The organism is Stenotrophomonas sp. FR024 (genome assembly GCF_047500745.2).
Classification (GTDB): Bacteria; Pseudomonadota; Gammaproteobacteria; order Xanthomonadales; family Xanthomonadaceae; genus Stenotrophomonas; species Stenotrophomonas maltophilia_A.
Genome location: NZ_JAXAXM020000014.1, coordinates 112,888 through 138,973 on the forward strand (window position 1 = coordinate 112,888; position 26,086 = coordinate 138,973).

General features: G+C 67.4%; 24 protein-coding genes. 8 read left to right on the forward strand and 16 right to left on the reverse strand.

The window, feature by feature from the left end; translation table 11 throughout:
* Positions 1-36: 36 nt before the first annotated feature.
* Both ACMZ91_RS15825 and ACMZ91_RS15830 read right to left on the reverse strand, forming a co-directional pair.
* Positions 37-333, reverse strand: a complete 297-nt coding sequence (locus tag ACMZ91_RS15825) for a hypothetical protein (protein ID WP_285301520.1) — start codon at positions 331-333, stop codon at positions 37-39.
* 67 nt (positions 334-400) lie between these two features.
* Positions 401-1,735, reverse strand: a complete 1,335-nt coding sequence (locus tag ACMZ91_RS15830; RefSeq protein WP_414577812.1) for an MFS transporter — start codon at positions 1,733-1,735, stop codon at positions 401-403.
* A gap of 223 nt (positions 1,736-1,958) precedes the next feature.
* Here ACMZ91_RS15830 and yedA point away from each other — a divergent pair, with 223 nt between their 5' ends.
* Both yedA and rarD read left to right on the forward strand, forming a co-directional pair.
* The gene (gene yedA, locus ACMZ91_RS15835; protein WP_180838483.1) at positions 1,959-2,864 is read left to right on the forward strand and encodes a drug/metabolite exporter YedA; all 906 of its coding nucleotides are present in this window, start codon (positions 1,959-1,961) and stop codon (positions 2,862-2,864) included.
* A complete protein-coding gene (gene rarD, locus ACMZ91_RS15840; protein WP_279912842.1) occupies positions 2,861-3,757 on the forward strand; it encodes an EamA family transporter RarD in 897 nt (298 codons plus the stop codon). The genes yedA and rarD overlap by 4 nt, the downstream gene beginning before the upstream one ends.
* Positions 3,758-3,864: 107 nt before the next feature.
* On the opposite strand, the gene ACMZ91_RS15845 is transcribed toward rarD, so the two are convergent.
* From ACMZ91_RS15845 to ACMZ91_RS15865, 5 genes are all read right to left on the reverse strand, one after another.
* A complete protein-coding gene (locus ACMZ91_RS15845; protein WP_414577810.1) occupies positions 3,865-6,690 on the reverse strand; it encodes a TonB-dependent receptor plug domain-containing protein in 2,826 nt (941 codons plus the stop codon).
* Between the two features lie 430 nt (positions 6,691-7,120).
* Positions 7,121-8,443 carry an ABC transporter permease gene (locus ACMZ91_RS15850; protein ID WP_414577808.1) on the reverse strand — a complete coding sequence of 441 codons (1,323 nt, stop codon included), beginning with the start codon at positions 8,441-8,443 and terminating at the stop codon, positions 7,121-7,123.
* Between the two features lie 13 nt (positions 8,444-8,456).
* Positions 8,457-9,614: an ABC transporter permease gene (locus ACMZ91_RS15855; protein WP_414577806.1), complete on the reverse strand. Its 1,158-nt coding sequence runs from the start codon at positions 9,612-9,614 to the stop codon at positions 8,457-8,459.
* A gap of 14 nt (positions 9,615-9,628) precedes the next feature.
* Positions 9,629-10,318, reverse strand: coding sequence for an ABC transporter ATP-binding protein (locus tag ACMZ91_RS15860; RefSeq protein ID WP_134951785.1), 690 nt, complete (start codon positions 10,316-10,318; stop codon positions 9,629-9,631).
* 102 nt (positions 10,319-10,420) lie between these two features.
* Complete coding sequence (locus tag ACMZ91_RS15865; RefSeq protein WP_134951786.1) at positions 10,421-11,674, reverse strand: efflux RND transporter periplasmic adaptor subunit; 1,254 nt, start codon at positions 11,672-11,674, stop codon at positions 10,421-10,423.
* A 202-nt stretch (positions 11,675-11,876) separates the two neighbouring features.
* Between ACMZ91_RS15865 and ACMZ91_RS15870 the strand changes: the two genes are divergently transcribed.
* The 4 genes from ACMZ91_RS15870 to ACMZ91_RS15885 are packed head-to-tail and all read left to right on the forward strand — an operon-like array spanning position 11,877 to position 15,366.
* Positions 11,877-12,773, forward strand: a complete 897-nt coding sequence (locus tag ACMZ91_RS15870) for an ABC transporter ATP-binding protein (protein WP_149909340.1) — start codon at positions 11,877-11,879, stop codon at positions 12,771-12,773.
* A complete protein-coding gene (locus ACMZ91_RS15875; RefSeq protein WP_149909341.1) occupies positions 12,770-13,546 on the forward strand; it encodes an ABC transporter permease in 777 nt (258 codons plus the stop codon). Before ACMZ91_RS15870 ends, ACMZ91_RS15875 begins: the two co-directional genes overlap by 4 nt.
* A gap of 6 nt (positions 13,547-13,552) precedes the next feature.
* Positions 13,553-14,767 (forward strand): sensor histidine kinase, encoded by a 1,215-nt coding sequence (locus ACMZ91_RS15880; protein WP_149909342.1) that lies wholly within the window; start codon positions 13,553-13,555, stop codon positions 14,765-14,767.
* Entirely contained in the window at positions 14,764-15,366 is a 603-nt protein-coding gene (locus ACMZ91_RS15885; protein ID WP_414577803.1) for a response regulator transcription factor, read from the forward strand. The genes ACMZ91_RS15880 and ACMZ91_RS15885 overlap by 4 nt, the downstream gene beginning before the upstream one ends.
* A gap of 619 nt (positions 15,367-15,985) precedes the next feature.
* Here the strand turns inward: ACMZ91_RS15885 and ACMZ91_RS15890 are convergent.
* The 9 genes from ACMZ91_RS15890 to ACMZ91_RS15930 all read right to left on the reverse strand — a co-directional run bounded on the left by ACMZ91_RS15890 (position 15,986) and on the right by ACMZ91_RS15930 (position 23,894).
* A complete protein-coding gene (locus ACMZ91_RS15890; RefSeq protein WP_012509795.1) occupies positions 15,986-16,522 on the reverse strand; it encodes a cytochrome b in 537 nt (178 codons plus the stop codon).
* The gene (locus ACMZ91_RS15895; protein WP_414578370.1) at positions 16,519-17,622 is read right to left on the reverse strand and encodes a catalase family peroxidase; all 1,104 of its coding nucleotides are present in this window, start codon (positions 17,620-17,622) and stop codon (positions 16,519-16,521) included. The genes ACMZ91_RS15890 and ACMZ91_RS15895 overlap by 4 nt, the downstream gene beginning before the upstream one ends.
* Before the next feature lie 135 nt (positions 17,623-17,757).
* A complete protein-coding gene (locus tag ACMZ91_RS15900) occupies positions 17,758-19,125 on the reverse strand; it encodes a leucyl aminopeptidase family protein (protein WP_189720414.1) in 1,368 nt (455 codons plus the stop codon).
* A 3-nt stretch (positions 19,126-19,128) separates the two neighbouring features.
* Positions 19,129-19,848 carry an HAD family hydrolase gene (locus ACMZ91_RS15905; protein ID WP_049398104.1) on the reverse strand — a complete coding sequence of 240 codons (720 nt, stop codon included), beginning with the start codon at positions 19,846-19,848 and terminating at the stop codon, positions 19,129-19,131.
* A gap of 31 nt (positions 19,849-19,879) precedes the next feature.
* Positions 19,880-20,989, reverse strand: coding sequence for an AI-2E family transporter (locus ACMZ91_RS15910; protein ID WP_032128161.1), 1,110 nt, complete (start codon positions 20,987-20,989; stop codon positions 19,880-19,882).
* 67 nt (positions 20,990-21,056) lie between these two features.
* Positions 21,057-21,518, reverse strand: a complete 462-nt coding sequence (locus ACMZ91_RS15915) for a protein sip-5 (protein WP_293794230.1) — start codon at positions 21,516-21,518, stop codon at positions 21,057-21,059.
* Entirely contained in the window at positions 21,515-21,985 is a 471-nt protein-coding gene (locus tag ACMZ91_RS15920) for a phage holin family protein (RefSeq protein WP_049398102.1), read from the reverse strand. The genes ACMZ91_RS15915 and ACMZ91_RS15920 overlap by 4 nt, the downstream gene beginning before the upstream one ends.
* Positions 21,986-21,993: 8 nt before the next feature.
* Positions 21,994-22,359 (reverse strand): hypothetical protein, encoded by a 366-nt coding sequence (locus tag ACMZ91_RS15925; protein ID WP_032128158.1) that lies wholly within the window; start codon positions 22,357-22,359, stop codon positions 21,994-21,996.
* 101 nt (positions 22,360-22,460) lie between these two features.
* Entirely contained in the window at positions 22,461-23,894 is a 1,434-nt protein-coding gene (locus ACMZ91_RS15930) for a Do family serine endopeptidase (RefSeq protein ID WP_032128157.1), read from the reverse strand.
* Between the two features lie 491 nt (positions 23,895-24,385).
* On the opposite strand from ACMZ91_RS15930, the gene ACMZ91_RS15935 reads away from it, so the two are divergent.
* Complete coding sequence (locus tag ACMZ91_RS15935; RefSeq protein ID WP_071229377.1) at positions 24,386-25,279, forward strand: histone; 894 nt, start codon at positions 24,386-24,388, stop codon at positions 25,277-25,279.
* A 107-nt stretch (positions 25,280-25,386) separates the two neighbouring features.
* A complete protein-coding gene (locus tag ACMZ91_RS15940) occupies positions 25,387-26,082 on the forward strand; it encodes a hypothetical protein (protein WP_414578367.1) in 696 nt (231 codons plus the stop codon).
* Positions 26,083-26,086: the final 4 nt, after the last annotated feature.

Sequence of the window (26,086 nt, forward strand, 5' to 3'; positions counted from 1 at the left end):
CGTTGCCGGCCAGCGGCCGGCACGCCCGGGTATTCGTCAGCGCCGGCGCAGCAGCTTCCACGCGCCCCAGCCACTGGCGGCGAGCGCTGCCAGATAGCACGCCACCATCGTGCGCAGTCCAACCGGCGACCCGGAATTGATGCCGCGGTGCAGGCGCAGCTGCAGCGAGCTGTGGCCGCTGCCCAGGTCCACCGCCAGCTGCAGCGCCAGCGCGGCGCAGAACACCAACAGGGCGATCCCGAATCCGATGCGCGGCCACGCGGCCTGTGCGTTGGGGCGGCGCAGCAGCCAGGCCAATGCCGTGGCTGCGGCCAGCGTCGCCGCGATCCACATCAATGGCGTGGCGGGAGACGCAGCGGCCACCGGCATTGCACCGGTGGCCGCGATCAGGGCAACGCGCTTACTTGCGGGTGCCGTCGAGCCAGTTCGGGCCCTTGTTGGTGAGGAAGAACACATAGATCACCAACGATACCGCGATCGTCGCGGTCACGTAGATGGCGAACCAGTCGACGTGGCCGGTCTTCAGCGCGCCCTGGTACAGCAGCGGGGCGGTGCCGCCGAACAGCGAGTTGGCCAGCGCGTAGCCCAGGCCCACGCCCAGTGCGCGCACATGGGTGGGGAACAGCTCGGCCTTCACCACCGCGTTGATGGAGGTGTAACCGGTGAGGATGACGAACGCCATGGCCAGGGTCAGGAAGGCCAGGGTGGCGTCATGCTGGTGCGGCAGCTGGGTGATCAGGTACCAGCTGTACAGCACGCCGCCGACGCCGAAGAACACCAGCAGGGTCTTGCGGCCGATGATGTCCGACAGCCAGCCACCGACCGGCTGCAGCACCATCAGGAACGCCAGCACGCCCAGGTTGATCAGGGTGCCGGTCATCGGGTCGTTGCCGGCGAAGGCGCTCTGGATCATCTTCGGGCCGTTCACCGAATAGGTGTAGAAGGCCACGGTGCCGCCGGCGGTGATCAGGAAGCACAGCAGCAGCGGCCGCCACTGGTGCACGAACAGTTCGTACATCGAGCCGGACTTCTGCGCCTTGCCCTCGCGTGCGGCCTCGATGGACGACTCCGACAGCGACTCGTCCATGCCACGGCGCAGCCAGAACACCACCACTGCGGCGATGCCGCCGATGCCGAAGGCAATGCGCCAGCCCCACTCGGAGATTTCCGGCTTGCCCCAGAAGGTCAGCATCAGCAGTAGCGTCAGCTGGGCCAGCACATGACCACCGACCAGGGTGACGTAGTGGAAGGACGACAGGAAGCCGCGACGGCCGGGGATGGCGGCCTCGGACATGTAGGTGGCGCTGGCACCATATTCGCCACCGGTGGCGAAGCCCTGCAGCAGGCGTGCGAACAGCAGGATCACCGCGGCCCAGATGCCGATGCTGGCGGCGGTGGGGGTGATGGCGATCAGGAACGAACACAGCGCCATCAGCGTGACCGAGACGGTCAGCGCAAGGCGGCGGCCATGGCGGTCGGCGAAGCGGCCGAAGAACCAGGCACCGATCGGGCGCATCAGGAAGGTCGCCGCGAAGATCGCCCACACGTACATCGTGGAGTTCTTGTCGTCGGGCGAGAAGAACTGCGATTCGAAGTACACGGCGAACACCGAGTACACGTAGACGTCGTACCACTCCACCAGGTTGCCGGCGGAGCCTTTGAGGGTGTTGGAGATCGACCGCCGCAGGGCGGCGCGGTCGTTCGCGGGGACAGCAGGTTGGGACGTGGTGCTCATCTGGGTGGGAATCCTCGATGCGGCGCGTCCGTGCGCTGGGAAAACGGCGCCCGGCCTTGGGGCGGCGCGGCCGGGCAGCCCTCTTGGTACTGCATCGACCGTCAACACGGGGTAGCAGACCAGAGCAGGGTGCATGGATGGATGACAGCGTGCCACCGTATGGGGTCCCGGACCATACTCAAAACGTCCTAGAATCCGCCTTCCCCCGGCTCCCTGGTGTGTCATGTCGGCTCCCCCCTCTTCGTCTGCGGCTGCCCCCCGGGGTGGCCTTGTCGCGCTGGCACTGCTGCTGGTCTACGTGGTCTGGGGCTCGACCTACCTGGGCATCGCCAAGGCCCTGCACGGCGGCGCACTGCCGCTGACGATGGTCTCCGGCAGCCGGTTCATCATTGCCGGTGGCCTGATGTTCCTGGCCTTGCGCCTGTTCTGGAAGATGCCGAACCCGACCCTGCGGCAGTGGCGCAACCTGGTCATCATGGGCGTGACCATGCTGGTGCTGGGCAACGGCATGGTGGTGCTGGCCGAGCGTGAGGTGTCCTCGGGCCTGGCCGCCACCGCAGTGGCCTCGGTGCCGCTGTGGATGGCGCTGTTCTCGGCGCTGCGCGGCCAGCACGCCAGCAAGGGCGAATGGCTGGGCATCGCCATCGGTTTCCTGGGCGTGGTCTGGCTCAACGCCGGCAGCAGCCTGACCGCCTCGCCGACCGGGCTGGTGCTGCTGCTGATCGCGCCGATCGGCTGGGCCTTCGGTTCGGTGTGGGCACGCGGGTTGGACCTGCCGGGCCCGTTCATGACCGCCGCCGGGCAGATGCTCTGCGGCGGCGTGCTGCTGGTGCTGATCGGCCTGGCGGTGGGCGAGCGCCCGACCACGCTGCCCGATACCGGTGGCCTGCTGGCGATGGCCTACCTGTGCGTGTTCGGCTCCATCGTCGCGTTCACCGCCTACGTGTGGCTGCTGCAGAACGTGCGCCCCGCGCTGGCGGGCAGCTACGCGTACGTCAATCCGGTGATCGCGGTGCTGCTGGGCGCACTGCTCAACGGTGAACGGTTCGGCTGGCGCGACCTGCTGGCGATGGTGGTGATTCTTCTGGGTGTGGTGGTGCTGACGATGGCAAGGACGAGAAAGAAATGAGCATGGATGAGAAAGAACAACGCCGGGGCCTGCTGGTCACTGCGTCCACCTTCGTGATCTGGGGCCTGGTGCCGGTGTACTGGCACCTGCTCAACGAGGTGCCCTCGTTCCAGATCATCGCCCACCGCATCATCTGGAGCACCGTGCTGGTGCTGGGCTGGCTGCTGCTCAGCTCGCGCCTGGGCTGGTGGCAGAAGATCGCCGCACAGCCGCGCGCGCTGCCGATCCTGCTGGTGTCGAGCCTGACCATCGCCTTCAACTGGGGCCTGTACATCTGGGCGGTCAACGCCGGCCATGTCATCGAGACCAGCCTGGGCTACTTCATCAACCCGCTGGTGAACGTGCTGCTGGGCGTGCTGGTGCTGAAGGAACGCCTGCGCCGCCTGCAGTGGGTGGCGGTGGCGATGGCGGCGGTAGGCGTGGCCTGGCTGACCATCGACGCCGGCACACCGCCGTGGATCGCGCTGGGCCTGGCCTGTTCGTTCGGCCTGTATGGCCTGCTGCGCAAGCTGGTTTCGGTCGACCCGGTGGCCGGCCTGGGCGTGGAAAGCATGTACCTGTTCCTGCCGGCGCTGGCCTTCGCGATCTGGGCCGAGAACGGCCATGGCGGCGCGTTCTTCCATGGCTGGGGCTGGCGCAACGACCTGCTGCTGATCTTCGGCGGCGCAGTCACCGCCGTGCCGCTGATCGGCTTCGCCTACGGCGTGAAGCGCATTCCGCTGTCGCTGGTCGGCATCCTGCAGTACATCGCGCCGAGCCTGCAGCTGCTGCTGGGTGTGTTCTTCTTCCACGAAGCGTTTGACACCGCAAAGGCGATCGGCTTTGCCGCGATCTGGGCCGGCCTGGTGCTGTTCGTCGGCGACAACATCCGCACGATGCGCGCCAAGCGCTAGCGCCGCTGACACGTGTGCACAAAAAAGAGCGGCGCCCCGAGGGGCGCCGCTCTGCTTCCATCCACAGCCAGGAGAGAGTTGGCTGTGACGGGAACGCGGTTGCAGGCTTAGAAGCGCTGCTGGTACTTCATGTACATGAAGCGGCCGATGTCGAAGCCACCGTAGTAGGTGAAGCTGCTGTTCGGCTGGCTGTACATGATCGGACCCTGGTGGTCGAACACGTTGTTCACGCCCAGCGACACGGTGCCGTCCCACGGCAGGCTGTAACGCACCTGCAGGTCGTGGAAGGTGTTGGAGCCCACCTTGTTGGTCGGCGATGCACTGGTGTACGACGAACTGAAGCCCGGCAGGTTGCACTCGTCCATGTACGAGCACTTCTCCTTCATGCTGGAGTAGTAGCGCGCGGTCCAGCCGATGCCGAGGTCGCCGTACTGCCAATCCAGGTTGAAGGTCGAGCGGACGCGGAAGTCGCCGCCCCAGCTGGTGCGCTGCTCCACCGGCGTGGTCGCGGCGTTGTCGTTGCGCTGCTTCAGGTAGTCGGTGTAGGTGGTGTTCCAGTTGACGGCGAACTGGCCGAACGTGGTTTCCGGCAGGCGGTAACGCACGTTGATGTCATAGCCGGCGGTTTCGCGGAAACCGGCATTGACCAGCGAGCGGTCCAGGCTGTTGACCTGGCCGTTGCTGCCACGGGTGAAGCGACCACAGGCGGCGTCCGAACCCTGCACATAGCACTGCTCGAGAATGCTGTTGGTGGTCTCGGAGACGATGGCGTTGTTGATGCGGATCTTCCACCAGTCGAGGCTGACATCCAGGCCGGCCACGAAGTCCGGGCTGTACACCAGGCCCACGGTCCAGGTCTTGGCGGTTTCCGGCTTCAGCGCCGCGTTGGAACCCGAGTTGAAGTCGACGGTCGACTGCTGGCCCGGCTTGGTGGCAACGGTGCCATCGCTGTTGAGCTGGCGGAAGTTGGCCGGCACCTTCAGCGCCTGGCAACGGGCAGCAACGGTCGGGCTGGTGGCCGCGGTACCGAACGAGGTATCGCACGGATCGGTGAACGAATCGCGGGTGCTGACGGTACCGCCGTACAGGTCATCCACGGTGGGCGCACGGAAGCCGGTGCCATAGGTTGCGCGGACCAGCAGGCTGTCGATCGGCTTCCACTTCAGGCCGAACTTGCTGTTGGTGGTCGAGCCGAAGTTGTTGTAATCCGAGTAGCGACCGGCCACGTCCAGCGACAGTTCGCGCGCGAATGGCAGATCGGCCAGCAGTGGCACCTGCAGCTCCAGGTAGACCTCGTTGAGCGAGTAGTCGCCACGGGTCGGCTGGCCGGTGGTGCCGGCAATCTCACCCTTCTGCACCCGCATGTCCGGGGTGTAGCTGGCTTCTTCGCTGCGGTGCTCGAAGCCCATCGCGCCCATGATGTCGCCGGCCGGCAGGGTGAACAGCGAACCGGAGATGTTGGCGCTGGCCACCTTGGTGGTGCTCTTCATCTTGTCGACGAAGCGGGCGAACAGGTAGTCCTGTACGTCCTGGTTGCTCAGCGAGCCAGGGCCGGTATAACCCATCGGCGCAGCCGGGTTCCACGGCACGCAGCCGGCGATCACCGCACCCGGTGAGCCGCAGCGGGCCACGTTGCCATCCATGAAGGACGGGCCGACGGCCTGGTTGACGTGCGGCTGGTACATGCTGCCGGTACCGATGCGCTCGCCTTCATTGCGGTTGTACATGTAGCTGACGTTCCAGTCCCAGTACCGCGAACCGGTTTCGAAGCTGCCTTCCAGGCCGATGCTGGCGCGCTTGGTCTCCAGATTGTTCTCGGTGCCGCGCGGCAGCTCCTCGGAGCGGTGCGCGAACAGCACATCCTGGCCCCACAGGTTGAACGTGCTGTCCTTGGACAGGGCGGCACGGCTGCCGTTGCGCGCCTGGGCGGCGCTGACCGAGTACGGGTAGCCGGCCAGCTGCTTGGTCGATTCGCGCTTGCTGTACAGCGCGTCGGCGACGATGCGCAGGTCGTCGGTGATCGAGAAGCCGCCGTTGGCGAACACCGAGGTGCGCTCCAGGCCGGTCAGCAGGCTCATGTTGGTCTTGCTGTTGGCACCATCGGCCGGATCCGGCGCGTGGAAGTTGCCCTTCTGGCTCGGATCGCCGCCCGGGCCCACGGTCAGGTTCTTGCCACCGACGGTGACGTAGCCCCACGGGGTGTTGCCGTTCAGGTTGTCGGTCGGGTGGCGCGGGCCGTTGGGATAGCGGCTGAACTCGCGATCCTTGCCCAGCACTTCGTCTTCCTTGGTGCGCTCGGCACCCACGCTGAACCAGCCGCGGTCGAAGGTCTTGCCGAAGGTGGCGCTGTAGGAACGCTTCTGGCCGTCACCCTGGCCGTACTGGCCGACATAGACGCTGGCTTGGCCACCGTCGAAGTTCTTGCGGGTAATGATGTTGACCACGCCGGCGATGGCGTCCGAGCCGTACAGCGCGGACGCGCCATCGGTCAGCACTTCCACGCGCTCGACGATGGCCGACGGAATCGAGGCCAGGTCGGAGTAGCCGCCGGCGCTGACGCCCATGCGGCGGCCGTCGATCAGCACCAGGCTGCGTTCCGGGCCGAGGTTGCGCAGGCTGACGTACATGCCGCCGAAGTCGCGCGAGGAGGTCAGCGAAGACGCGCGGCTCATGCTCGGCGAACCAGCAGCGGGAATGTCCTGCAGGATGTCGGCGACGTTGACGTAGCCCTTCTTCTCGATCTCGGCGCGGTTGAGCGCGATCACCGGCTGTGCGGTCTCGACACTGGCCTGGCGGATGCGCGAGCCGGTGATTTCGATGCGGTCGAGAGTGGTGGTGGCGTCGCCGGTGCTCTGTGCGAAGGCGGGGGTGGTGCAGCTGGCGGCCAGCGCGATGACGATCGCGTTGCGCAGCGGATTGGTTTTCAGGGACATCCGTGAAATCTCGTGCTTCAGAAAAAACATGCGCCCGTTCTGTGGGCGCGTGGGGTGCTGCAAACCAACGTGGGGGGGGCGCGATTCTAGATTGTTTCCATTCGTAACTGTTTGTCTCTGCGCCACGGATGTGCGCGAAAATGAATCGCAACCAACAATCCACAGATGTGATGTGCGCAACGTCACGTGCGTTGCGTTGGCGATGGGCAGAGGCATCGATAGCGGCGGATTTCCCGCAATCTGTAGCAGTGCGTGTGTGCAGGCATCCATCCACGCATGGCGTGGATCTACTGGACGTACTGGTTCATCACCCGGCCTGGATGCATCGCCCTCGGTAGATCCACGCCATGCGCGGATGACGCGCAAGAAAAAAGGGACGGAGCCTTCGCTCCGTCCCCTGCGCAATGCGCGTTGTATCGCTGCGTGATGCTCAGGTTTCGCGCAGCGCCGTGGTGATCGGCAAACGTGCCGCGCGCATTGCCGGGAACAGGCCGCCGACCAGGCCGATGCCCAGCGCCCATTTCAGGCCGGTCCACAGCAGTTCCGGCGACACATGGAACTTGAACACCACTGCGCTGAAGTTGCTGCCGATGGTGGACACGCTGTAGCCATTGAACAGCAGCCATGCCACCGCACACCCCAGCAGGCCGCCGAGCAGTGCCAGCAGCATCGTCTCCAGCATCACCGCCGTCACCACCGGCAGGCCGCGGAAGCCGATCGCGCGCATGGTGGCGATCTCGCGCGCACGCGTGGCGACCGCCGCGTACATGGTGTTGAGCGCGCCGAACACCGCACCGACCGCCATGATGGTGCCGATCACCTTGCCGAGGATGTCGATCAGCTTGGTCAGCCCGCCGCCCTGCTTGCTGTAGTAGACGCGGGTGGTTTCCACGTCCAGTTTCAGGCGCGGGTCGGCGGCGACGGCGGCCTTGAACTGCTCGAAGCCGGCCTTGCCATCGGTGCGCACGCTGATCGACTGCCACGCACTGCGCTGGTAGGTGGTGGCCAGCGTATCGGCGTCGGTCCACAGTTCCGAATCATGCGCGTCGCCGGTGGCGAACACACCCACCACGGTCCAGGTCTGGTTGCCCAGCGTCAGCGTCTTGCCCACATCCAGATCGCGGAACTGGCCCTTGGCGCCCTGGCCGACCACGATCTCGCGCAGGCCGGTGGCGAACGTGCGGCCTTCGACGATCTTGACCTTGTCATGCAACGCCCACGCTTGCGGGCCGACGCCGCGGAACTGCGCGTTGACGTCGGTGCCATCAGACTTCGATACCAGGTTGACCACCTGCGACAGCTCCGGTGACAGCAGCGGCCGGCCTTCGGCATCGCGGCTGATGCCGGGCAGGGTGGACAGCGTCGGCACCTGTTCGCGGGTGATGACCGAGTTGATTTCGGCCTGCGAGCCGCCGCGCAGCACGATGGCGGTGGTGTCATCGCCGGTGTTGTTGAGCGTGGCCTGGAAGCCTTCGCCCATCGCCAGCATCGCCACCAGCACGCCGACCACACCGGCGATGCCGACCACGATCACCGAGGACGCGCCCCAGCGCTGCGGCAGACTGGCCACGCCGATGCGGGTGGCGGCCAGTGCCAGCCGTCCGCCACGGGTCAGCAGCAGCCACAGTGCCACCAGCACGGCCACGGCCAGCACGCCGATCCATGGCAGGCCGATCCACAGCACCAGGCCGATCACCAGCAGCAGCACCGTCACGCCGTTGCCCAGCCACTTCTTGAGTCTGCTCTTGAACATGTCTGCGTTCTCCTCAGCGGCCGGCCAGTGCGTCGACGATCTTCAGGCGCTTGGCACGCAGCGCGGGCAGCAGGCCGACGATGGTGCCGATCAGCAGCACCAGGGCGACGCCCAGCAGCCAAGTATTCCACGGCACATGCGCGGGCAGCACGCCGCCGAAGTTCGCGGCCACCACCGGCAGCACCAGCGAGGCCAGCACCATGCCGAGCAGGCCGCCGAGGCCGATCAGCAGCACCGACTCCACCATCACCAGGGTCAGCACGGTGCTGTCCTTGAAGCCCAGCGTCTTCAACGTGGCCAGCTCCGGCACGCGCTCGCGCACGGCCTGCGCCATGGTGTTGCCGGTCAACAGCAGCAGGGTGAAGAACACCGCGCCCATGATCGACGTGACGATCATGCCGATGTCGGCAAACTGCTTGACGAACGCCTGCTGGAACGCCGATTCGGACTGGGTCTTGGTCTCGTGGTCGGAGTTGGCCGAGATCGCGTCGATCGCCTGCGCCACCCGCGAGGCATGGTCCGGGTTGTCCAGGGTGATCGTGTAGTAGCTCACCTGGTTCTTGATGTAGTCGTTGGATTCGTCGAAGTACTTCCAGTTCATCATCAACTGGCGTTCTTCGTTGCCCGCCTGTGTGCGGTCCTTCGAGCGGAAGATGCCCTTCAGTTCCAACGGCCAGTCATTGCTGCCGCCACGCGGGAAGATGGTTGCCTGCAGCGGGATGGTGTCGCCGATCTTCCAGCCGAACTGCTTGGCCAGCGTTTCGCCGACGATGGCGCCGGTGCGGGTCTGCTTCCAGTCTTCCAGCTGCGCCGGATCGATCTGCAGTTCACGGTAGACATCGAAGTAGTTGGGTGACACCGAGAAGTTCGGGAAGAAGTTCTTCGGGTCCTGGTAGATGCCGCCGAACCACATGCCGTAGGCCACGTCGCGCACGCCGGCCACCTGCCGCACCTGCGCTTCCAGGCGGATCGGCAGCGATTGGGTGATCGACAGTCGTGAGGCCACCACCAGCCGATTGGCGCCCTCCACGCTGCCGCCGGAATTGAACGCCACGCGTACCGAATCGAGCATGCCGAACAGCAGGAACGCGGCCACCACCGAAAGCAGGGTCAGCAATGTACGGGTGCGGCTGCGGAACAGCTGCGCCCACACCAACGAGAAATATTTCATCGCCGTGGCCTCCGTCAGTGGGCCAGCGGCGCGTCGGCCAGCTCGCCCTTGTCCAGGTGCACCGTGTGCGTGGCGTACTCGGCGGCCTTCGGGTCATGGGTGACCATGATGATGGTCTTGCCGTGCTCGCAGTTGAGCTGCTGCAGCAGGCCGAGGATTTCCTCGGCAGACTGGCGGTCGAGGTCGCCGGTCGGTTCGTCGCAGATCAGGAAAGTCGGGTCGGAGACGATCGCGCGGGCGATCGCCACGCGCTGCTGCTGGCCGCCGGACAGTTCATTCGGGCGGTGGCTGCGGCGGTCGGCCAGGCCGACCAGGGTCAGCGCGATCTCGGCGTTGCGCTTGCGCTGCGCCGCATTGAGATGGGTCAGCAGCAGTGGCAGTTCCACGTTCTTCTGCGCGGTCAGCATCGGCATCAGGTTGTAGAACTGGAACACGAAGCCGACGTGGTGGCTGCGCCAGGTCGACAGCTGGCCGCCACTCATCTGGTCGATGCGCTCGCCTTCGATGCTGATCTCGCCGCCGCTGGGGTTGTCCAGACCACCGATCAGGTTGAGCAGGGTGGTCTTGCCCGAGCCGGACGGGCCCATCAGCGCAACGAAGTCGCCGCTGGCGATGTCCAGGTCGATGCCGTGCAGCACCTGCACCTTCTCGGGGCCGCGCTGGTAGGTCTTGGTGATGTTGCGCAATGAAACCAGGGTCGACATGGGTGGTTCTCCACGGAAGGCGGGAAACGGGGAAGCACCACGGCGGTGGCCGCAGGCATGCGTCGAGCGGTGTTGCCGGCGGCGCCCGCAGGCGCCAGGCCGTTACTGCGCTTGTTTCTGTTGCACCTTGGCGCCATCGCGCAGGGTGTCGGGCGGGTTCACCACCACCGATTCACCCGCGCTCACGCCCTTGAGGATCTGGCGGTCCTTGCCCATCGCCTGGCCGGCCTCGACCGTGCGCTGCTGTACGCGGTTCTCATCACCCAGCACGAAGGCCACCGAGGCGCTCTCGCGCTGCACCACGGCGCCCGCCGGCACGCGCACGCCCTGCGGCTTGGCGGCCGCCTGCGGCTGCGCCTGTTCCAGGAAGCTGACCCGCACGCCCATCTCCGGAACGATGCGCGGGTCCTTCACCTTCAGCGCCACGCGCACCTTCACCGTGGCCTTGCCGCGGTCGGCGGTGGGGATGATGGCGATCACCTCGCCGGGAATCTTCCATTCCGGGTAGGCATTGAGCGTGGCTTCCACCGGCATCTTCGGCTGCACGCGGCCGATGAAGGCTTCGCCGACCTCGACTTCGATCTCCAGCGAGTCCATGTCGACGATGGTGCCGATGCCGGTGCGGGTGAAGCCGCCGCCGGCCGACAGCGGCGAAACGATTTCGCCGGGCTGCGCAGCCTTGGCGGTGACCACGCCGGAGAACGGCGCGCGCACGATGTTGTTGTCCACGCCCAGGTCGGCGATGGCCAGCTGGTCGTTGGCGACCTTGACGTTGCGTTGCGCGGTGTCCAGCTGTGCACGCAGGCTGTCGCGCTGGGCCACGGCCTGATCGTACTGCGAGCGCGACACCAGCTGCTGGCCGACCAGCGCCTGCAGGCGGCTGGCTTCGGCGGCGGCCTGCTTCTGTTGTGCCTCCAGACCGGCCACCTGGCTGCGTGCGGCCTGCAGCTGCGAGGCATACAGGCTGCGCTGCGCGTCGGCATCGATCGGGTCCAGCGTGGCCATGATCTGGCCCTGCTCCACGCGCATGCCTTCCTCGATCATCACCTCGCGCACCTTGCCGGTGATCTTGGCCGAGACCGTGGCCATGCGCCGGGCGACCACGTAGCCGCTGGCATCGAGCACCGAACTGCTGGCGCTGCCCTGCTGGATGGCCACGGCAGGTGCGGTTTCCACCTCCACCGCCGGCGCACGGCCGAACAGGAAGGTGACGGCGGCGGCGACCAGCAGCACGACCACGATGATCGCGATCCACAGCCAGCGGCGGCCACCACCACTACCACTCCCTCCGGAGGCGGGCGGCGGGGACTTGCGGTCGATACGGAGTTCCTTCAACAGCTCGGCAGAAGCGTTCATTCGTTCCATCACAGACGTTCGGGCGGGTGTGACCGGAAGGGCGGACGGCGGCGGTTCCGGCGGTGGAGCGTGCGGCACAGCATGAAGGCAGGCACAGCGATGACGGCAGTGACAGCTGTCACCCGATGACACTGACGGCGGCAACTGCGAAACGTGACCACGGCGGCACAGGATGGCAACGTCCCCGCTACCGGTACCGCCCATGGATCCGATCGCCCCGTCGCTGGCCCGCCTGCAGCAGGTGCAGGTGCGTTACCGCGACCATACCGCCCTGCATGGCATCGATCTGCAGGTACGCGCTGGCCAGGTGCTGGCGCTGCTGGGCCGCAACGGTGCCGGCAAGAGTACCGCGATCAGCGTGTTGTTGGGCCTGCGCCGCGCCGATGGCGGGCAGGTCGAACTGCTCGGCGGCGACCCGCAGCAGCGGACCAGCCGTCTCGGCCTGGGCGTGATGCTGCAGAGCACCAGCCTGCCGACGATGCTGCAGGTGGACGAACTGGTGGCGCAGGCCAGCGCCTGCTATCCCGACCCGATGCCGTTGCAGGAGGTGCTGCAGCGCGCGGGCCTGCAGGCGCTCGCGCGCCGCCGCTACGGCCAGCTGTCAGGTGGCCAGCAGCGCGCCGTGCAATTCGCCATCGCGCTGTGTGGCCGCCCGCGCGTGCTGTTCCTGGACGAGCCCACCACCGGCCTGGACATCCAGGCGCGGCAGGCGATGTGGCAAGCGATCCGGCAGCTGGTGGCCGAAGGCTGTGGTGTGCTGCTGACCACCCATTACCTGGAGGAAGCCGAAGCGCTGGCGCAGCAGGTGGTGGTGCTGGAGCAGGGCCGGGTACTGGCCGACGCGCCGCTGAGCGAGCTGCGCCTGGCCGATCGGCCGCGCCGCATCCGCTGCCGCAGCGGGTTGCCCATTGCGGACGTGCAGCAGTGGCCGGGCGTGCAGGAGGTGCAGCGCGACGGCGAGCACCTGCAGCTGCTGGCGAGCCCGGCCGAGCCTGTGGTGGCGCGCCTGCTGGCCGCCGATGCGCAGCTGCGCGAACTGGAAGTACAGGGTGCGGCGCTGGCCGACGCCTTCCTCGACATGACCCGGGAGGCCGCATGAACACCCTTGTCCGTACCACCGGATTGTCGCTGCCTGCATGGCGACAGGCACTACGTCCGTACCGCGCCGAGCTGATGGCCGAACTGCGCCGCGCCTGGCGCACGCCGGCGTTCGCGGTGCCCTCGCTGCTGTTCCCGGTGCTGTTCTACCTGCTGTTCGGCGTGCTGCTGGGGCGCGGTCATGCGCCGTTGTACCTGTTGGCCACCTACTGCGTGTTCGGCGCGATGGCCCCGGCCCTGTTCGGCTTCGGCGTGCAGTTGGCGCTGGATCGTGAAGGCGGCCTGCTGACTCTCAAGCGCGCGCTGCCGATGCCGGCGGCGGCACCGCTGCTGGCACGGCTGGCGATGGCGGTGATGTTCGCGCTGCTGGTGGCGTTGCTGCTGATCGGCGTCGCGCGCGTGCTCGGTGGCGTGCAGCTGCAGGCGTTTCAGATGGTGCAGCTGCTGGCGGTGGCGGGCCTGGCGGCGCTGCCGCTGGGGGCGATTGGCCTGCTGATCGGCAGCCATGTCAGTGCCAGCGCGGCACCGGCGATGGTCAATCTGGTCTACCTGCCGCTGGCCCTGTTGTCGGGCCTGTGGCTGCCGCTGTCTGTGCTGCCCACGCTGTTCTCGACGATGGCCCCACTGTGGCCGACCTGGCATCTGGCGCAGCTGGCGCTGCCGGTGGTCGGGCTGCCGTCGGTGGGCAGCGTGGCCGGCCACCTGCTGGTGCTGCTGGCGGTCACGGTGGTGGCGCTGCTGCTGGCGCGCCGTCGCCTGCGCCGGATCGGCTGAACTGGCATGATCGGCAGCGATCGTCCCCGCCTGGATTCTCCCGTGTCGTCGAGCTGGCTTGCGTCCCTGCTGCGCCCTGCGCCGGATTCGGCCGTGGCCGAACTGCTGCGACGTGGCAAGTCGCCCTGGAGCGGAGCGATCCACCTGCTGTGGTCGGTATGGATCTTCCTCACCCCGGTGCTGGGCAATGGCTTCACGCTGCGCTGGCTGCTGCTGACCCTGGCCAGCTACCCGCTGTTCCTGCTGCTCTATGCCAGGGTGATGCTGTCGCCACGGCACCATGGGTGGCGCTATGCGCTGGGCATGATCGTGATGGCCCTGGTACTGCTGCCTTGGTACCCCTCGGGACTGAGCTACTTCGTGTTCGGCTGCGTGATGATCCGCATGAGCGGGCGCAGCAGCTGGTGGGCGTACCTGCTGCAGCTGACCGCGCTGAACCTGCTGTTCTGCGGCACCGCGCTGTACTTCGGCTATCCGTGGCAGGCCATGGTGTGGATGCCGGCGGTGTCGTTCATCGTCGGGCTGGTGGTGAACGTGGAGGCCCTGAGCCAGCAGCGCGACGTTGCCCTGCAGCTGTCGCAGGACGAGGTGCGGCGACTGGCCACCACCGCCGAGCGCGAGCGTATCGGCCGCGACCTGCACGACCTGCTGGGGCACACGCTGTCGCTGATCACGCTGAAGCTGGAGCTGGCACGCAAGCTTTACGATCGCGATGACGCGCGTGCACGGCAGGAGATCGGCGAGGCCGAGGACATTGCACGCGAAGCGCTGGCACAGGTGCGCAGTGCAGTGACCGGCATCCGCGCCAGTGATCTGGCGGGGGAACTGGCGTCGGCGCGTCTGCTGCTGGAATGCCAGCAGGTACATCTGCAGTACACGGCGCCACCTGCGATGCCGGTGGAGGTGGAGCGCGGGCTGGCGTTGGTGCTGCGCGAGGCGGCGACCAACATCGTGCGCCATGCGCAGGCGACCCGGGTGCAGGTGGATTTCATGCTTGAGGAACGACAGTTGGCGATGCAGATACGCGATGACGGCCGTGGCGGCGTGCAGGCCGAGGGCAATGGGTTGAGTGGCATGCGTGAGCGGGCCGCAGCACTGGGTGGCCAGTTGACGCTGCAGTCGCCGCGCGGGGCGGGCACCGTGCTGACGGTACGCGTGCCGTTGATGGCCGCGACCACGCCGCTGTCGCCCACGTCGTTGGCGCAGGACGGTGCCGCATGATCCGCATCCTGCTGGCCGAAGACCAGGCCATGGTGCGCGGCGCACTGTCGGCGCTGCTGGGCCTGGAGCCGGACATCGAAGTGCTGGGCAGTGCTGCCGATGGCGAGGCCGCCTGGCGGATGCTGCAGCAGCTGCAGCCGGACATCCTGGTCACCGACATCGAGATGCCGGGCCTGAGCGGGCTGGAGCTGGCGCAACGCATCGCCCGCCACGAACTGCCGATCAAGGTGGTGATCGTGACCACCTTCGCCCGCACCGGTTTCCTGCGCCGCGCGCTGGAAGCTGGCGTGCTGGGCTACCTGCTGAAGGACGCACCGGCCGAGAACCTGGCCGACGCCCTGCGCAAGGTGAAGCAGGGCATCCGCGCGATCGACCCGCAGCTGGCACTGGATGCGTGGTCGCAGGCCGACCCGCTGACCGACCGCGAACGCCGCGTGCTGCGGCTGGCGGGCGAGGGCCGCACCGCCAGCGAGATCGCCGAGCAGCTGGGGTTGTCGCACGGTACGGTGCGCAATTACCTGTCCGAGTGCATCGGCAAGCTGGGTGTGGCCAATCGCATCGAGGCGTACCGGCTGGCGCGGCAGAAGGGGTGGTTGTAGCGGATCATTTCCGCGACCGCGGAGGGGTGTCACTTTCTTTGCTCGTGCACCACGCTGCAGGAGCAGCGTGGAACGGCGTAGCCGGCCCGCAGGGTGGCGCACATGGATGTGCGCCATCAAGAAAGTAACCAAAGAAACGCTCCGCCGGCCGCGAGCCGGCGCGCTTCGCACGCCGGTGCCCTGCGCTCCTCGGTCCGTCGAGGGACGGTGCGGGAACTCGCTGCGCTCAGACACCCGCACCTCTTCGCCCTCGCCGGACCTGCGGTGCTCGGCTCGCTTGAAGGCGGACTGGAAGGTCAAGGTCAAGGTCAACGGCAACGGCAACGGCATCCACGCATGGCGTGGATCTACTGGGTGCAGCTGTGGCATTTGACCTTGGGTCCGCCTTGAGCGAGCCGAGCATCGCAGGGGAATCAGGGGCGAAGAGGCGCCGGTGTTTGAGCGCAGCGAGTTCGGCGCCGTCCCCTGATTCACCGAGAAGCACAGGGCACCGGTGCGCAGCACCGGCTCGCGCTCTGGCGGCGCGTTTCTTTTGGTTACTTTTCTTTTCGCGCGAAAAGAAAAGTGACCCCCCCCGCGGTCGCGGAAACGATCCGCCGGGAACACCCGGCGAACCCTTTCAATCCTTCCCGCGCGCCATCGCCTGGAACACGCCATCGCGCCGCACCCACAGGTGGAACAGCGCCGCACCCACGTGCATCAGCACCGTGGCGAACAACACATAGGCCAGCAGGCTGTGCGCGTTGCGCAACGCGGCATACAGCGCCGGGGTGTGCGGCACGATCGGCGGCAGGTGCAGGCCGCCCCACAGCACGATCGGGTAACCGCCGGCCGACAGCATCGCCCAGCCGATCAGCGGCATCGCCAGCATCAGTGCATACAGCATCCAGTGCGAGGCCTTGGCCGCCATCACCTGCCATACCGGCAGATCCGCCGGCAGCGGTGGCGGACGATGGCGCAGCCGGTTGTACAGGCGTAGCAGCACCAGTACGCCGATCGCGATGCCCAACGGGCGATGCAGATCGATCAGCATCGGCCGCAGGTGCAGCGAGGCGACCATGGTCACGCCGATGAACAGCATGGCGATGATCATCAGCGCCATGGACCAGTGCAGCACGCGCGCGAGCAGGTTGAAGTGGCCGTTGCCGGTGCTCATCGTGCGGCCTCCTTCGGTTGCTCGACGTTGCCGGTGGCGCGTTCGCGTTCGCGGCGGTTGAAGGATTGCGAATACACCGCCGAGCGGGCCGCCAGGATCGGATCGTCACTGCCACGCACGCCACTGGGCAGGATCAGCGGATCGAAGTTGATCTGGCCGCAGGCGCCTTCTTCCTGCGACTGCAGGCGGTCCAGGCTGAGCACGCCGGCCACCACCTGATCACGCGATTCGGGCCACGGTACCGACGGATCATCGATGGCATCGCCGGGCTCGGCGGTGGTCACGACCAGGTTCCAGCGCACCGGGCCGCTGGCCAGGCGCTGCTGCAGTTCCTGGCTGAGGAAATCGACGCTGGCGTTCTTGCGCGTTTCCGCATCCATCTCGACCACCGGCGCCTGCGGCTGCCAGCGCCAGCGCACCGCGCGTTTCTGGCCCTGCGCGTTGGTGAACCAGAAGCTGTTGACGCTGTTGAAGGTGGTGTCAGCCCAGCTGCTGGTCCACGGCGCAGACTTGGCCCACTGCTGGAACGCTTGTGCACTGGGGTATTTCGCCAGCACCGCGGCCATTTTCTGCGGGTCTGGCTTGCCGGTGGCCGGGTCCGGGATGGAGGCGCGCGTCTGCGCGTAGAACGCCTCGGCGTTGGGCACGGCGAAGAACGGGAAGCTGTTCATCGCCATGCGCCATTCCTGGCCATCATCGCTGACCATCTGTACCGCGAGGCTGCGTACGCGTGCGGTGTTGTCGGCGCCGTAGGGGTCGCCGCCGCCGATCGACAGGCGACCCATCACCGGCACGCGGCGCTGCGAGAACACGCGGGCGCTGGACAGGGTGGGGGCCTGCGCACTGGGTTCGAACCAACCGCTTACACACACGCCCTTGCTGTGCGCACGGCGGAAGCCCGGATGGGCCGGGCCGGTGGCCTCGATGGTGTCGGTGAAGCGCTGCGCGGTCAGGCGGCCGCCAATCCAGCCGGCCAACCAGGCGAAGGCCAGCGCCACCGCACCCAGAATGAGTGCGATCAGTGCGATCCAGAGCAGGGGGGAATGCTTGCGCGGCGCGCCCGGTGTCTGGCCGGCGCGGGTGTAGCGGAAGAGCGACATGGTCGGAGTCCTGCCTTCACGGAGCGTGTGGGTGGTCGACCCACACATCCTCGCAGAACCCTTCCAGGCCCGGTATTCAATTTTTCGTCAAGTTTGCCGGGGACGGCGTGCCGACCAAGGTCGGCACCCACCCGATCAGCTGTAGCGCTGCTTCAGCATCTCCCACGCCGAACGCAGCGCCAGTGCTTCACCGCCAGCCGGCCGGCCCGGGCGTTCGCCGTCGTTCCAGGCATACACGTCCAGATGCGCCCAGCGCTGGCCGTCTTCCAGGAAGCGTTCCAGGTACAGCGCGGCGGTGACCGAGCCGGCCATGCGCGAACCGGCGTTGGCCAGGTCGGCGATGCCGCTGCTCAGGTAACGCAGGTAGGGGCGCCACAGCGGCATGCGCCAGACCGGGTCGCGGGTCGCGTCGCCGGCCTGCAGCCACTGCTGGGCCACGCTGTCGTCGTTGCTGAAGAGCGCCGGCAGGTCCGGGCCCAGCGCGATGCGCGCGGCGCCGGTGAGGGTGGCGAAGTCCAGCACCAGGTCCGGTTTCTGCTCGCTGGCGAAGGTCAGCGCATCGCACAGGATCACGCGGCCTTCGGCGTCGGTGTTGTCGATCTCCACGCTCAGGCCCTTGCGGGTGGCGATCACTTCGCCCGGGCGGAAGGCATCGGGGCCGATCGCGTTTTCCACCGCCGGCACCAGCAGGGTCAGGCGCACCGGCAGGCCGCGCGCCATCACCAGGCCTGCCAGGGCCAGTGCATGCGCGGCACCGCCCATGTCCTTCTTCATGTTGCGCATGCCGTCGGCCGGTTTGATGTCCAGGCCGCCGGTATCGAAGCACACGCCCTTGCCGACCAGCACCAGTGCCGGATCGGTGTCCTTGCCCCAGCGCAGCACGACCAGGCGCGGTGCGCGGTGCGAGGCGCGGCCGACGGCATGGATGGCCGGGAAGTTCTGCTTCAGCAGTTCATCGCCGGTGATCGCCTCGACCTGCGCACCGTGCGCATCGGCCAGCGCGCGCGCGGCGTCTTCCAGCTGCTGCGGACCCATGTCTTCGGTCGGGGTGTTGACCCAGTCGCGCACGCGCAGGCTGGCGGCGATCAGGTCGGCCACTTCGCCGGTCGGCTCAGCCACCAGGCGTGCCGGTGCACGGTGGCGCTTGCGGTAGCGATCGAAGCGGTAGCTGCCCAGGCCCCAGCCCAGCTGCAGCAGCGCCTGTTCGGCGGCCGGCAGTTCGCTGGCCAGCTGCCACACGCTGCCTTCCGGCAGGGCATGCGGAGCATGCGAGTAGCTGTAGGCATCGGCGCGATCACCCACGCCGATCACCGCACCGGCCAGGCCATCGGCGCCCGGCAGCAACGCCGTGGTGAAGGCACCGGCGGTGAAGCCCTGCGACGCCAGCCATGCCTGGGTGGCGGCCGGCTGGCCGTCCTTCCAGGACGCGAACTGCTCGCGGTCCAGCACGTACAGCGGCAGTGCTGCGGCGGTGTCGGCAGTGAAACCAGTGATCTCGCTCATGCGTCAGGTACTCCGGGGTGCGGCAGCGTCGAGGTTGGCATCCAACCAGTCGGCCAGGCCGGTGAGGGTGTCGAACTGCAGGTCCGGCTGCAGCTGCGGATGGGTCCAGGTGGCTGCTTCGCGGTTGATCCAGCAGCCGCGCAGGCCGGCGGCGATCGCCCCGGCCACGTCCATTTCGGCGTGGTCGCCGACGTGCAGTACCTGTGCCGGCGCAACACCCAGGCGGGTGCAGGCGGCGTGGAAGATGCTCGCCTCCGGCTTGGCCGCGCCGTGTTCGCGCGCGCCCAGCTGGAAGGCGAAATGATGGGCCAGGCCGATCCGCTCCAGATCGGCATTGCCGTTGCTCAGCGCCGCCACCGGCACCCGCGCGGCAATCCGTGCCAGTGCGTCGATCGCATCGGGGTAGCACTCGACCTGGTTGCGCGCGGCGAAGAACACGTCATACGCCGGCTCCAGCAGATCCAGGCTGGCACCACTGGTGTGCAGCGCTTCGTGCAGGGTCAGCCGGCGCAGTGCGCTCAGGTCGTGATGGAGGTGCGGATGGGCGTGGTACAGGCGCTCGCGCAGTTCGCGCATCGCCGCCACCGGATACATCTCGGCCGTGGCGGGGCTGTGTTCACGCATCCACTCGTGCAGGACCAGGTCGATGCGGGCGCCGATCGGAGCGAACGGCCACAGCGTGTCGTCAAGGTCGAGGGTGATGGCTTGGACGGGGAAATTCACCCCGCCATTCTACCCCTGCCCGCGCGGGCTTTCATTCCAGCAGACGCGCCCAGCCCTGCATCCCGTCCAGCCGCGCCAGCACCAGCTTGATGCAGACCAGCAGCGGCACCGCCAGCAGCAGGCCGATCATGCCCCAGGCCCAGCCGAACACCATCAGCGCCAGGATCAGCACCAGTGGCGACAGTTTCATGCGACGGCCCAGCACGATCGGGGTCACCATCTGCCCTTCCAGGGTGTGCAGGCCCAGGTAGGCGGCGGCTGGCAGCAGGGCCTGCAGCGGGTCGCGGAATTCCACGAAGCCCATCAGCAGCATCAGCGCCACGCCGATCAACGGACCCACATACGGAGCGAAATTCAGCAGTGCGGCCACCGTGCCCCACAGCAACGCTTCCTGCAGGCCGATGCCGAGCAGCATCAGTACGCCGGCGAACACCAGCCCGACCAGGGTGTTGATCACGCTGATGGTCAGCACATAGCGCGACACCTCGCGCTCGATCGAACGCAGGATGTCACTGGTGAAGCGCTGCTGCTGACGGTTCGGGAACAGGGCGATCGCCGCGCGTTGCAGGCTCTGCCCGTAGATCATGAAGAACAGGGTCAGCAGCACCACCGCCAGCACCGAGGCGGCCAGCCGCGGCGCACGGGTCAACATGCGGTACGGGTCATCGAGCTGGGCGCGGATCACCTGCACCTTGCGGTTGCTGTCGCCACCGGCCACGCGGGCGAAGTTCTCCGCGGCCTGGTTGGCCTGCTGCACCGGCTTGGTCAGGTCCTGCACCTGGCGGGCGATCTTGCGCAGCTGCTGCGGTGCTTCCTGTGCCCATTCCATTGCCGGGCCGATCAACTGCACCGCCAGCGAACCGGTCACGCCCAGGCCCGCGCCGAGGATCAGCAGAGCGCCCAGCGCACGCGGAATCCACAGCTTCTGCAGCAGGCGCAGGATCGGATTGCCGACCAGTGCGAAGAACATCGCCAGCAGCACCGGCAGGATGATGTCCTGTGCCGCCCACAGCGTGTAGCCCACCGCCAGGGTCGCCAGCACCACCAGCGACATCGGTCCGCGTGGACGCGACGGTGGCGGCAACGGGGCGTCGGGCTGTTCGGGGCCGGCCGGTGACGGGGACAGGAGGGACTCGCTCATCGACGCACCAACCGGGAAGGGGAGCGCATTATCCGCCGGCCGCGATCGGCGCGGCGGATTCCATGGATCAACGTTCGGACAGCTCGGTGGCCGCTTCGGCCGGATGCGGTCCGCGCGGGTCCGGCTCTGGCTCCGGCACGGAGCGTGGAGCCGGTGCCGGCCGTGGCTCGGCAGCGGAGGCCGCCGCCTGTGCCTGTTCGCTGGCTTCGTCGGCTTCCTCAGCCGCGTCGTCGGCAGTGGCTGCGGCCTGCGCCGCCATCGCCGTGGCGAACGCCGCCTGTGCACTGGCGAACAGGTTCGAGACCGAACCCACCATCTGCAGCCAGCGGGCACCGTTGACCTTGCCCGGCACTTCCAGCTTGCCGGCGATGAAGCCACCGGCCAAGCCGACCACCACGATGCGCAGCGGCGACCAGCCCTTTCGCCAGACGTCGCTGAGCGTGGACCAGTGGTCCTGGGTTTCGCCCAGGCGCACGGTCACCACCTGTTCGCAGCGTTTCACCCGCCGTTGCAGCGCGCCGAACTTCATGGCTTGCCCTCGGGCAGCTGCACCTCGGCATCGGGATCGTCTTCGCTGGGTTCGTCGAACAGGCCCAGGCGTGACAGCTGGCGCCGGGTAGCGTGCATGCCGGTGTGGTGGAAGAAGTAGGACACCCGCCAGATCGCATAACCGGTGACGGCCAGGCTCAGCAGCGAGGTGATCAGCAGCGCCTGCAGCCAGCTCAGGCCCCAGCTCTGCAGCAGGGCGATGAGGGTGGCGGCCATCAGCAGCCAGGCCGAGGCACCGAACACGATCGCCACGCCGGCCCAGGCCAGCGCGCGACCGAATGCACTACGCGCCAGCGCGAAGTCGGCCGAGGCCAACCGGCGCAGCGAGCGCAGCGTGTGCTTGGCAGAATCGGCAGCGGCACGACCGGCCGCGCCGACTTGGCGGATGCTCTCATCCAGCGGCGGGGTAGCCGCCGGATCAGGCGCTTGCGCGTTGTCTTCGCTCACGCCGCGGCTTACTTGTCGCTGCTGCCGCGGGCCAGCTTGGCGATGATCCAGCCGGCAGCGAAGGCGACACCGAACGAGGCCAGCGGACGTTCACGGATCAGCTCAGCGGCGCTGTCGATCAGGTCCTTGCCCTTGTCCATCAGTGCGTCGACCTGTTCCTTGGCGGCTGCACCACCAAACTCGGCGGCGGCCAGGCCGGACAGCGCGCTGTCGGACAGTTCAGCCTTGACGTTTGCCTTGCCGATGCGCAGTTCGTCGCCGGCTGCGCCGGTTGCACCCTTGATCGCACCGCCGGCGGCCGACGCGGCCTGCTTCAGGTGGGAACCGGCTTCACCCAGGTGTTCCTTCAGGTTCTCGGTATTGGTGGGGCTCATCGAATCACTCCTGTTGCGATGGGGGAACGGGAGTCGGCGGTGCCGACCTGGACTGACAGCAATAGCATTGCCGGGGTATAGGGGGTGTTACGGCAGGGCGATCAGCGCATCACGAGCTGGCCCTGCTGCTGGCCATTGTTGCGCAGCACGCGTATCACCAGGGTCGGCGGGCGCTGCTGGAAGTTGGCGCGCCAGCTGGCCAGGTCGGCGAATTCGCCCACGGTGGCATCGGTGATGATGTCGCCCTGCTGCAGGCCGTTGGTGGCCGCGCGGCTGCCGCGCTTGACCTCGCTGACCAGCACGCCACCGACACCGGACTGGCGCAGCGACTCGGGCAGGTCGACGAAGGTGGCCCCGGTCAGGCGCGGGTCCAGGCTCTCGCCGGTGACCGCGCGCGCCTGTTCCTTCAAGGTTGCCTTGATCTGCAGCGGCTTGCCCTCGCGGCGCACGTCCAGCGTCAGCGTGCTGCCGACCGCCGCCAGGCCTTCCACGTTGTGCAGGGCTTCGGCGCTGTCCACGCGTTGGCCGTTGGCCGAGACCACCACGTCGCCCGGCTTCAGGCCGGCGGTCGCAGCGGCCGAACCGGCCAGCACGCGGGTGATCAGTGCGCCACGGCTTTCGCCCAGGCCCAGGCCCTGCGCGATCTGCGCGGTCAGGTTCTGGCTCTCCACGCCCAGCGTGCCGCGCACCACTACGCCGTGCTTGACCAGCTGGTCGACCACGCTGCGCGCCAGGTTGGAGGGGATCGCCAGGCCCAGGCCGATGTTGCCGGCCATGCTGCCCTGCGGGTTGAAGCTGGCGGTATTGATGCCGACCAGCTGGCCCTGCAGGTCGACCAGAGCGCCACCGGAGTTGCCCGGGTTGATCGACGCATCGGTCTGGATGAAGTTCTGGTAGCCCAGCCCGCGGATGCCGCTGCGGCCCACCGCCGAGACGATGCCGGAGGTGACCGTCTGGCTGAAACCGAACGGGTTGCCGATGGCCACCACGAAGTCACCGACCCGAAGCTGGTCGCTGTTGCCGAGCTTGATGTCGGTCAGGTTCTGCGCCGGGATGCGGATCAGTGCGATGTCGGTATCGCGGTCCGAACCGAGGAACTCGGCCTTGACCGTGCGCCCGTCGGCCAGTGTCACCTGCACGTCATCGGCGTTGTCGATGACGTGGTGGTTGGTCAGCACCAGGCCCTCCTTGGCGTCGATGATCACGCCCGAGCCCAGCGATTCGTTGATGCGTTCCTGCGGGATGTCCGGGAACAGGCGGCGGAAGAACGGGTCGTTGAAGAAGGGGTTGCGCACGCGCACCACCTGCTTGGTGTTGACGCTGACCACGGCCGGCATCGCCTTCTCCAGCATCGGTGCCAGCGACGGCACCGCCTGTCCGGCCACCGAGGCCGGCAATGCCGCCGTGGTCGGCAGTACCGCAGGCAGCGGCGCGGCGTCGGCGCGGTTGTCCAGGTGGGCATTGATGCCGGTGGCAACGAAGCCACCGAAGGCGGCGGCGATTGCGAGCGTGAGCAGGGTGGGAAGCGGTCGCATGGGAGTCGGTTCGCTGGCGTGGGTGGGGGCGGTTCGGCCCTACGGTAAAACAAGCTGAATGAGTGTGTCGCGATCTGGATAAATGCGCCATGAAAACCGGGCGCCCGGAACGCGGGTCGGCGTCGCCATCTGTGGGGCGGTGGCGACAACGTCGGGCGTGCTTCGCAATGTGCCGACGTCTGCCGAAGCGCGTGTGGATACAGGCTGATACTTGCGCAGTTCTGCGCATCCTGGTGCCGCGATGCGCCATATCGCATGCCTTTCGCAGCACTCTGGCAGGTGCGCGCAGGCAGCACCTGCCGCTACCCGCACCGTGCGGCGCAGCACTGAAAAAAAGGGGTTTCCTGTCAACCCACTGTGCTCGAGAGGGTGCTGGGCTACACCATTACCGTCGCAGCAGATGCGATTGCGGGCGCATGCCCCGTTCCACGATCGTCAATGTCGGTATAGCATCGCCCCGTTTTGATACTTAAGGCCCGCAGGAGGGCAACATGAGCAACGGTAATGGTGTGTCGGTCGTGACCGACGCCGTCGAGAACGTCAAAGAAACCGCCACCAACGTTGGCGAGACCATCGCCCACGCTGCCGAAGACGCAGTGAAGTCGGTCAAGAAGACCGTCAAGCGCGCCACCAAGGCTGCCGGCACCCGCGTTGCCAAGGCCAAGAAGGCCGTGGCGAAGGTCGAGAAGACCGTTGCCAAGAAGGCCGAGAAGGCTGCCAAGTCGGTCGGCAAGACTGTTGCCAACGCCAAGAAGAAGCTGGAAGCCGCCAAGAAGAACGCCAAGGCCGAAGCCGCTGCCCTGAAGAAGGAAGTGGCCAAGAAGAAGGCGGCTGCAGGCAAGGCCGTGACCAAGAAGGCCGCCGCTGCCAAGAAGACCACCAAGGCTGCCACCAAGGCTGCTGGCAAGAAGGTCGCTACCGTGAAGAAGGCTGCCACCAAGAAGGCCGCCGTCGCGAAGAAGACCGTTGCCAAGAAGACCGCGGCCGCCAAGAAGGTTGTCGGCAAGAAGGTCGCCACCGCCAAGAAGGCCGTGGCCAAGAAGACCGTCGCCGCCAAGAAGGTCGCTGGCAAGAAGGCCGTGGCTGCCAAGAAGGTTGTCGGCAAGAAGGTTGCCGCTACCAAGAAGGTCGCCACCAGGAAGACCGCGGCCGCCAAGAAGGTTGTCGGCAAGAAGGCTGCTGTCTCCAAGAAGGCCGTCGGCAAGAAGACCGCTGCTGCCAAGAAGGTTGTCGGCAAGAAGACCGCCGTTGCCAAGAAGGCGGTGGGCAAGAAGGTTGCCGCCACCCGCAAGACGGTCGCCAAGAAGGCTGCGCCGCTGAAGAAGGTCGCCGCCAAGAAGGCTCCGGCCAAGAAGGCCGTGCGGAAGGTCGCCAAGCGCAAGTAATCGCGCCGTGACCGAAGGCCCTGCCACCCAACGGGTGGTGGGGCCTTTCGCGTTTCTGGGGCACGGTCTGGGGCAAGATGCAGGTTCTTCCTGCAGGAGCCCCGGGCATGCGTGGTATCGACTTCAGTTCCTGGCAGGGCGTGCTGTCCACGTTGGCCGGCCTGGTCCTGATCACCCTGCTGGGCGTGGGCATCCGCCTGCTGGTGATGCAGACCCTGCAACAGCGCCGCGAGCGCGAGAACCGGCAGATCAACGAACGGCTGCGCACGCTGATGGCGGCCTACAAGACCCTGGGCGGGTCGTTCACTGGCGAACTGGGTGTGGATCCCAGCCATCGCCGCGACCTGCGCCAGCGCGAAAATGCCGAAGGCATCGCCGAACCCCGCTCGGATCGCGCGCGCCGCATCCGCGATGCGGTTGAAGCGGCACTGTCGGACATCCTGTTGCTGGGCACCGACGAGCAGGTGCGGCTGGCCGCGCGTGCGGCCAACGAACTGGCACAGGGGCGGCCGGTGCACCTCCACGAACTGGTGGTCTCGCTGCGCGACTTCGTGCGCGAAGCGCTGGACCTGGCGCCGATCCCGGCCGATCTGCAGATTCCACCGCAGGGCCCGACCCGGCCCGCTGCCAGTGGCGGTGGCAAGGGCCGCAACGATGGCGATGCCAAGGGCGGTCGTGCGGGTGGTGGCGGTGGCGGCGGCGGTGGCGGAATGGGGGCCGGAATGGGCGGCATGGGCCTCGGCGCCGGCGCCGCACTGGGCGCCGGCCATGCCTCCGCCAGCGATGAGACGGACGCGCGCTGAGCAC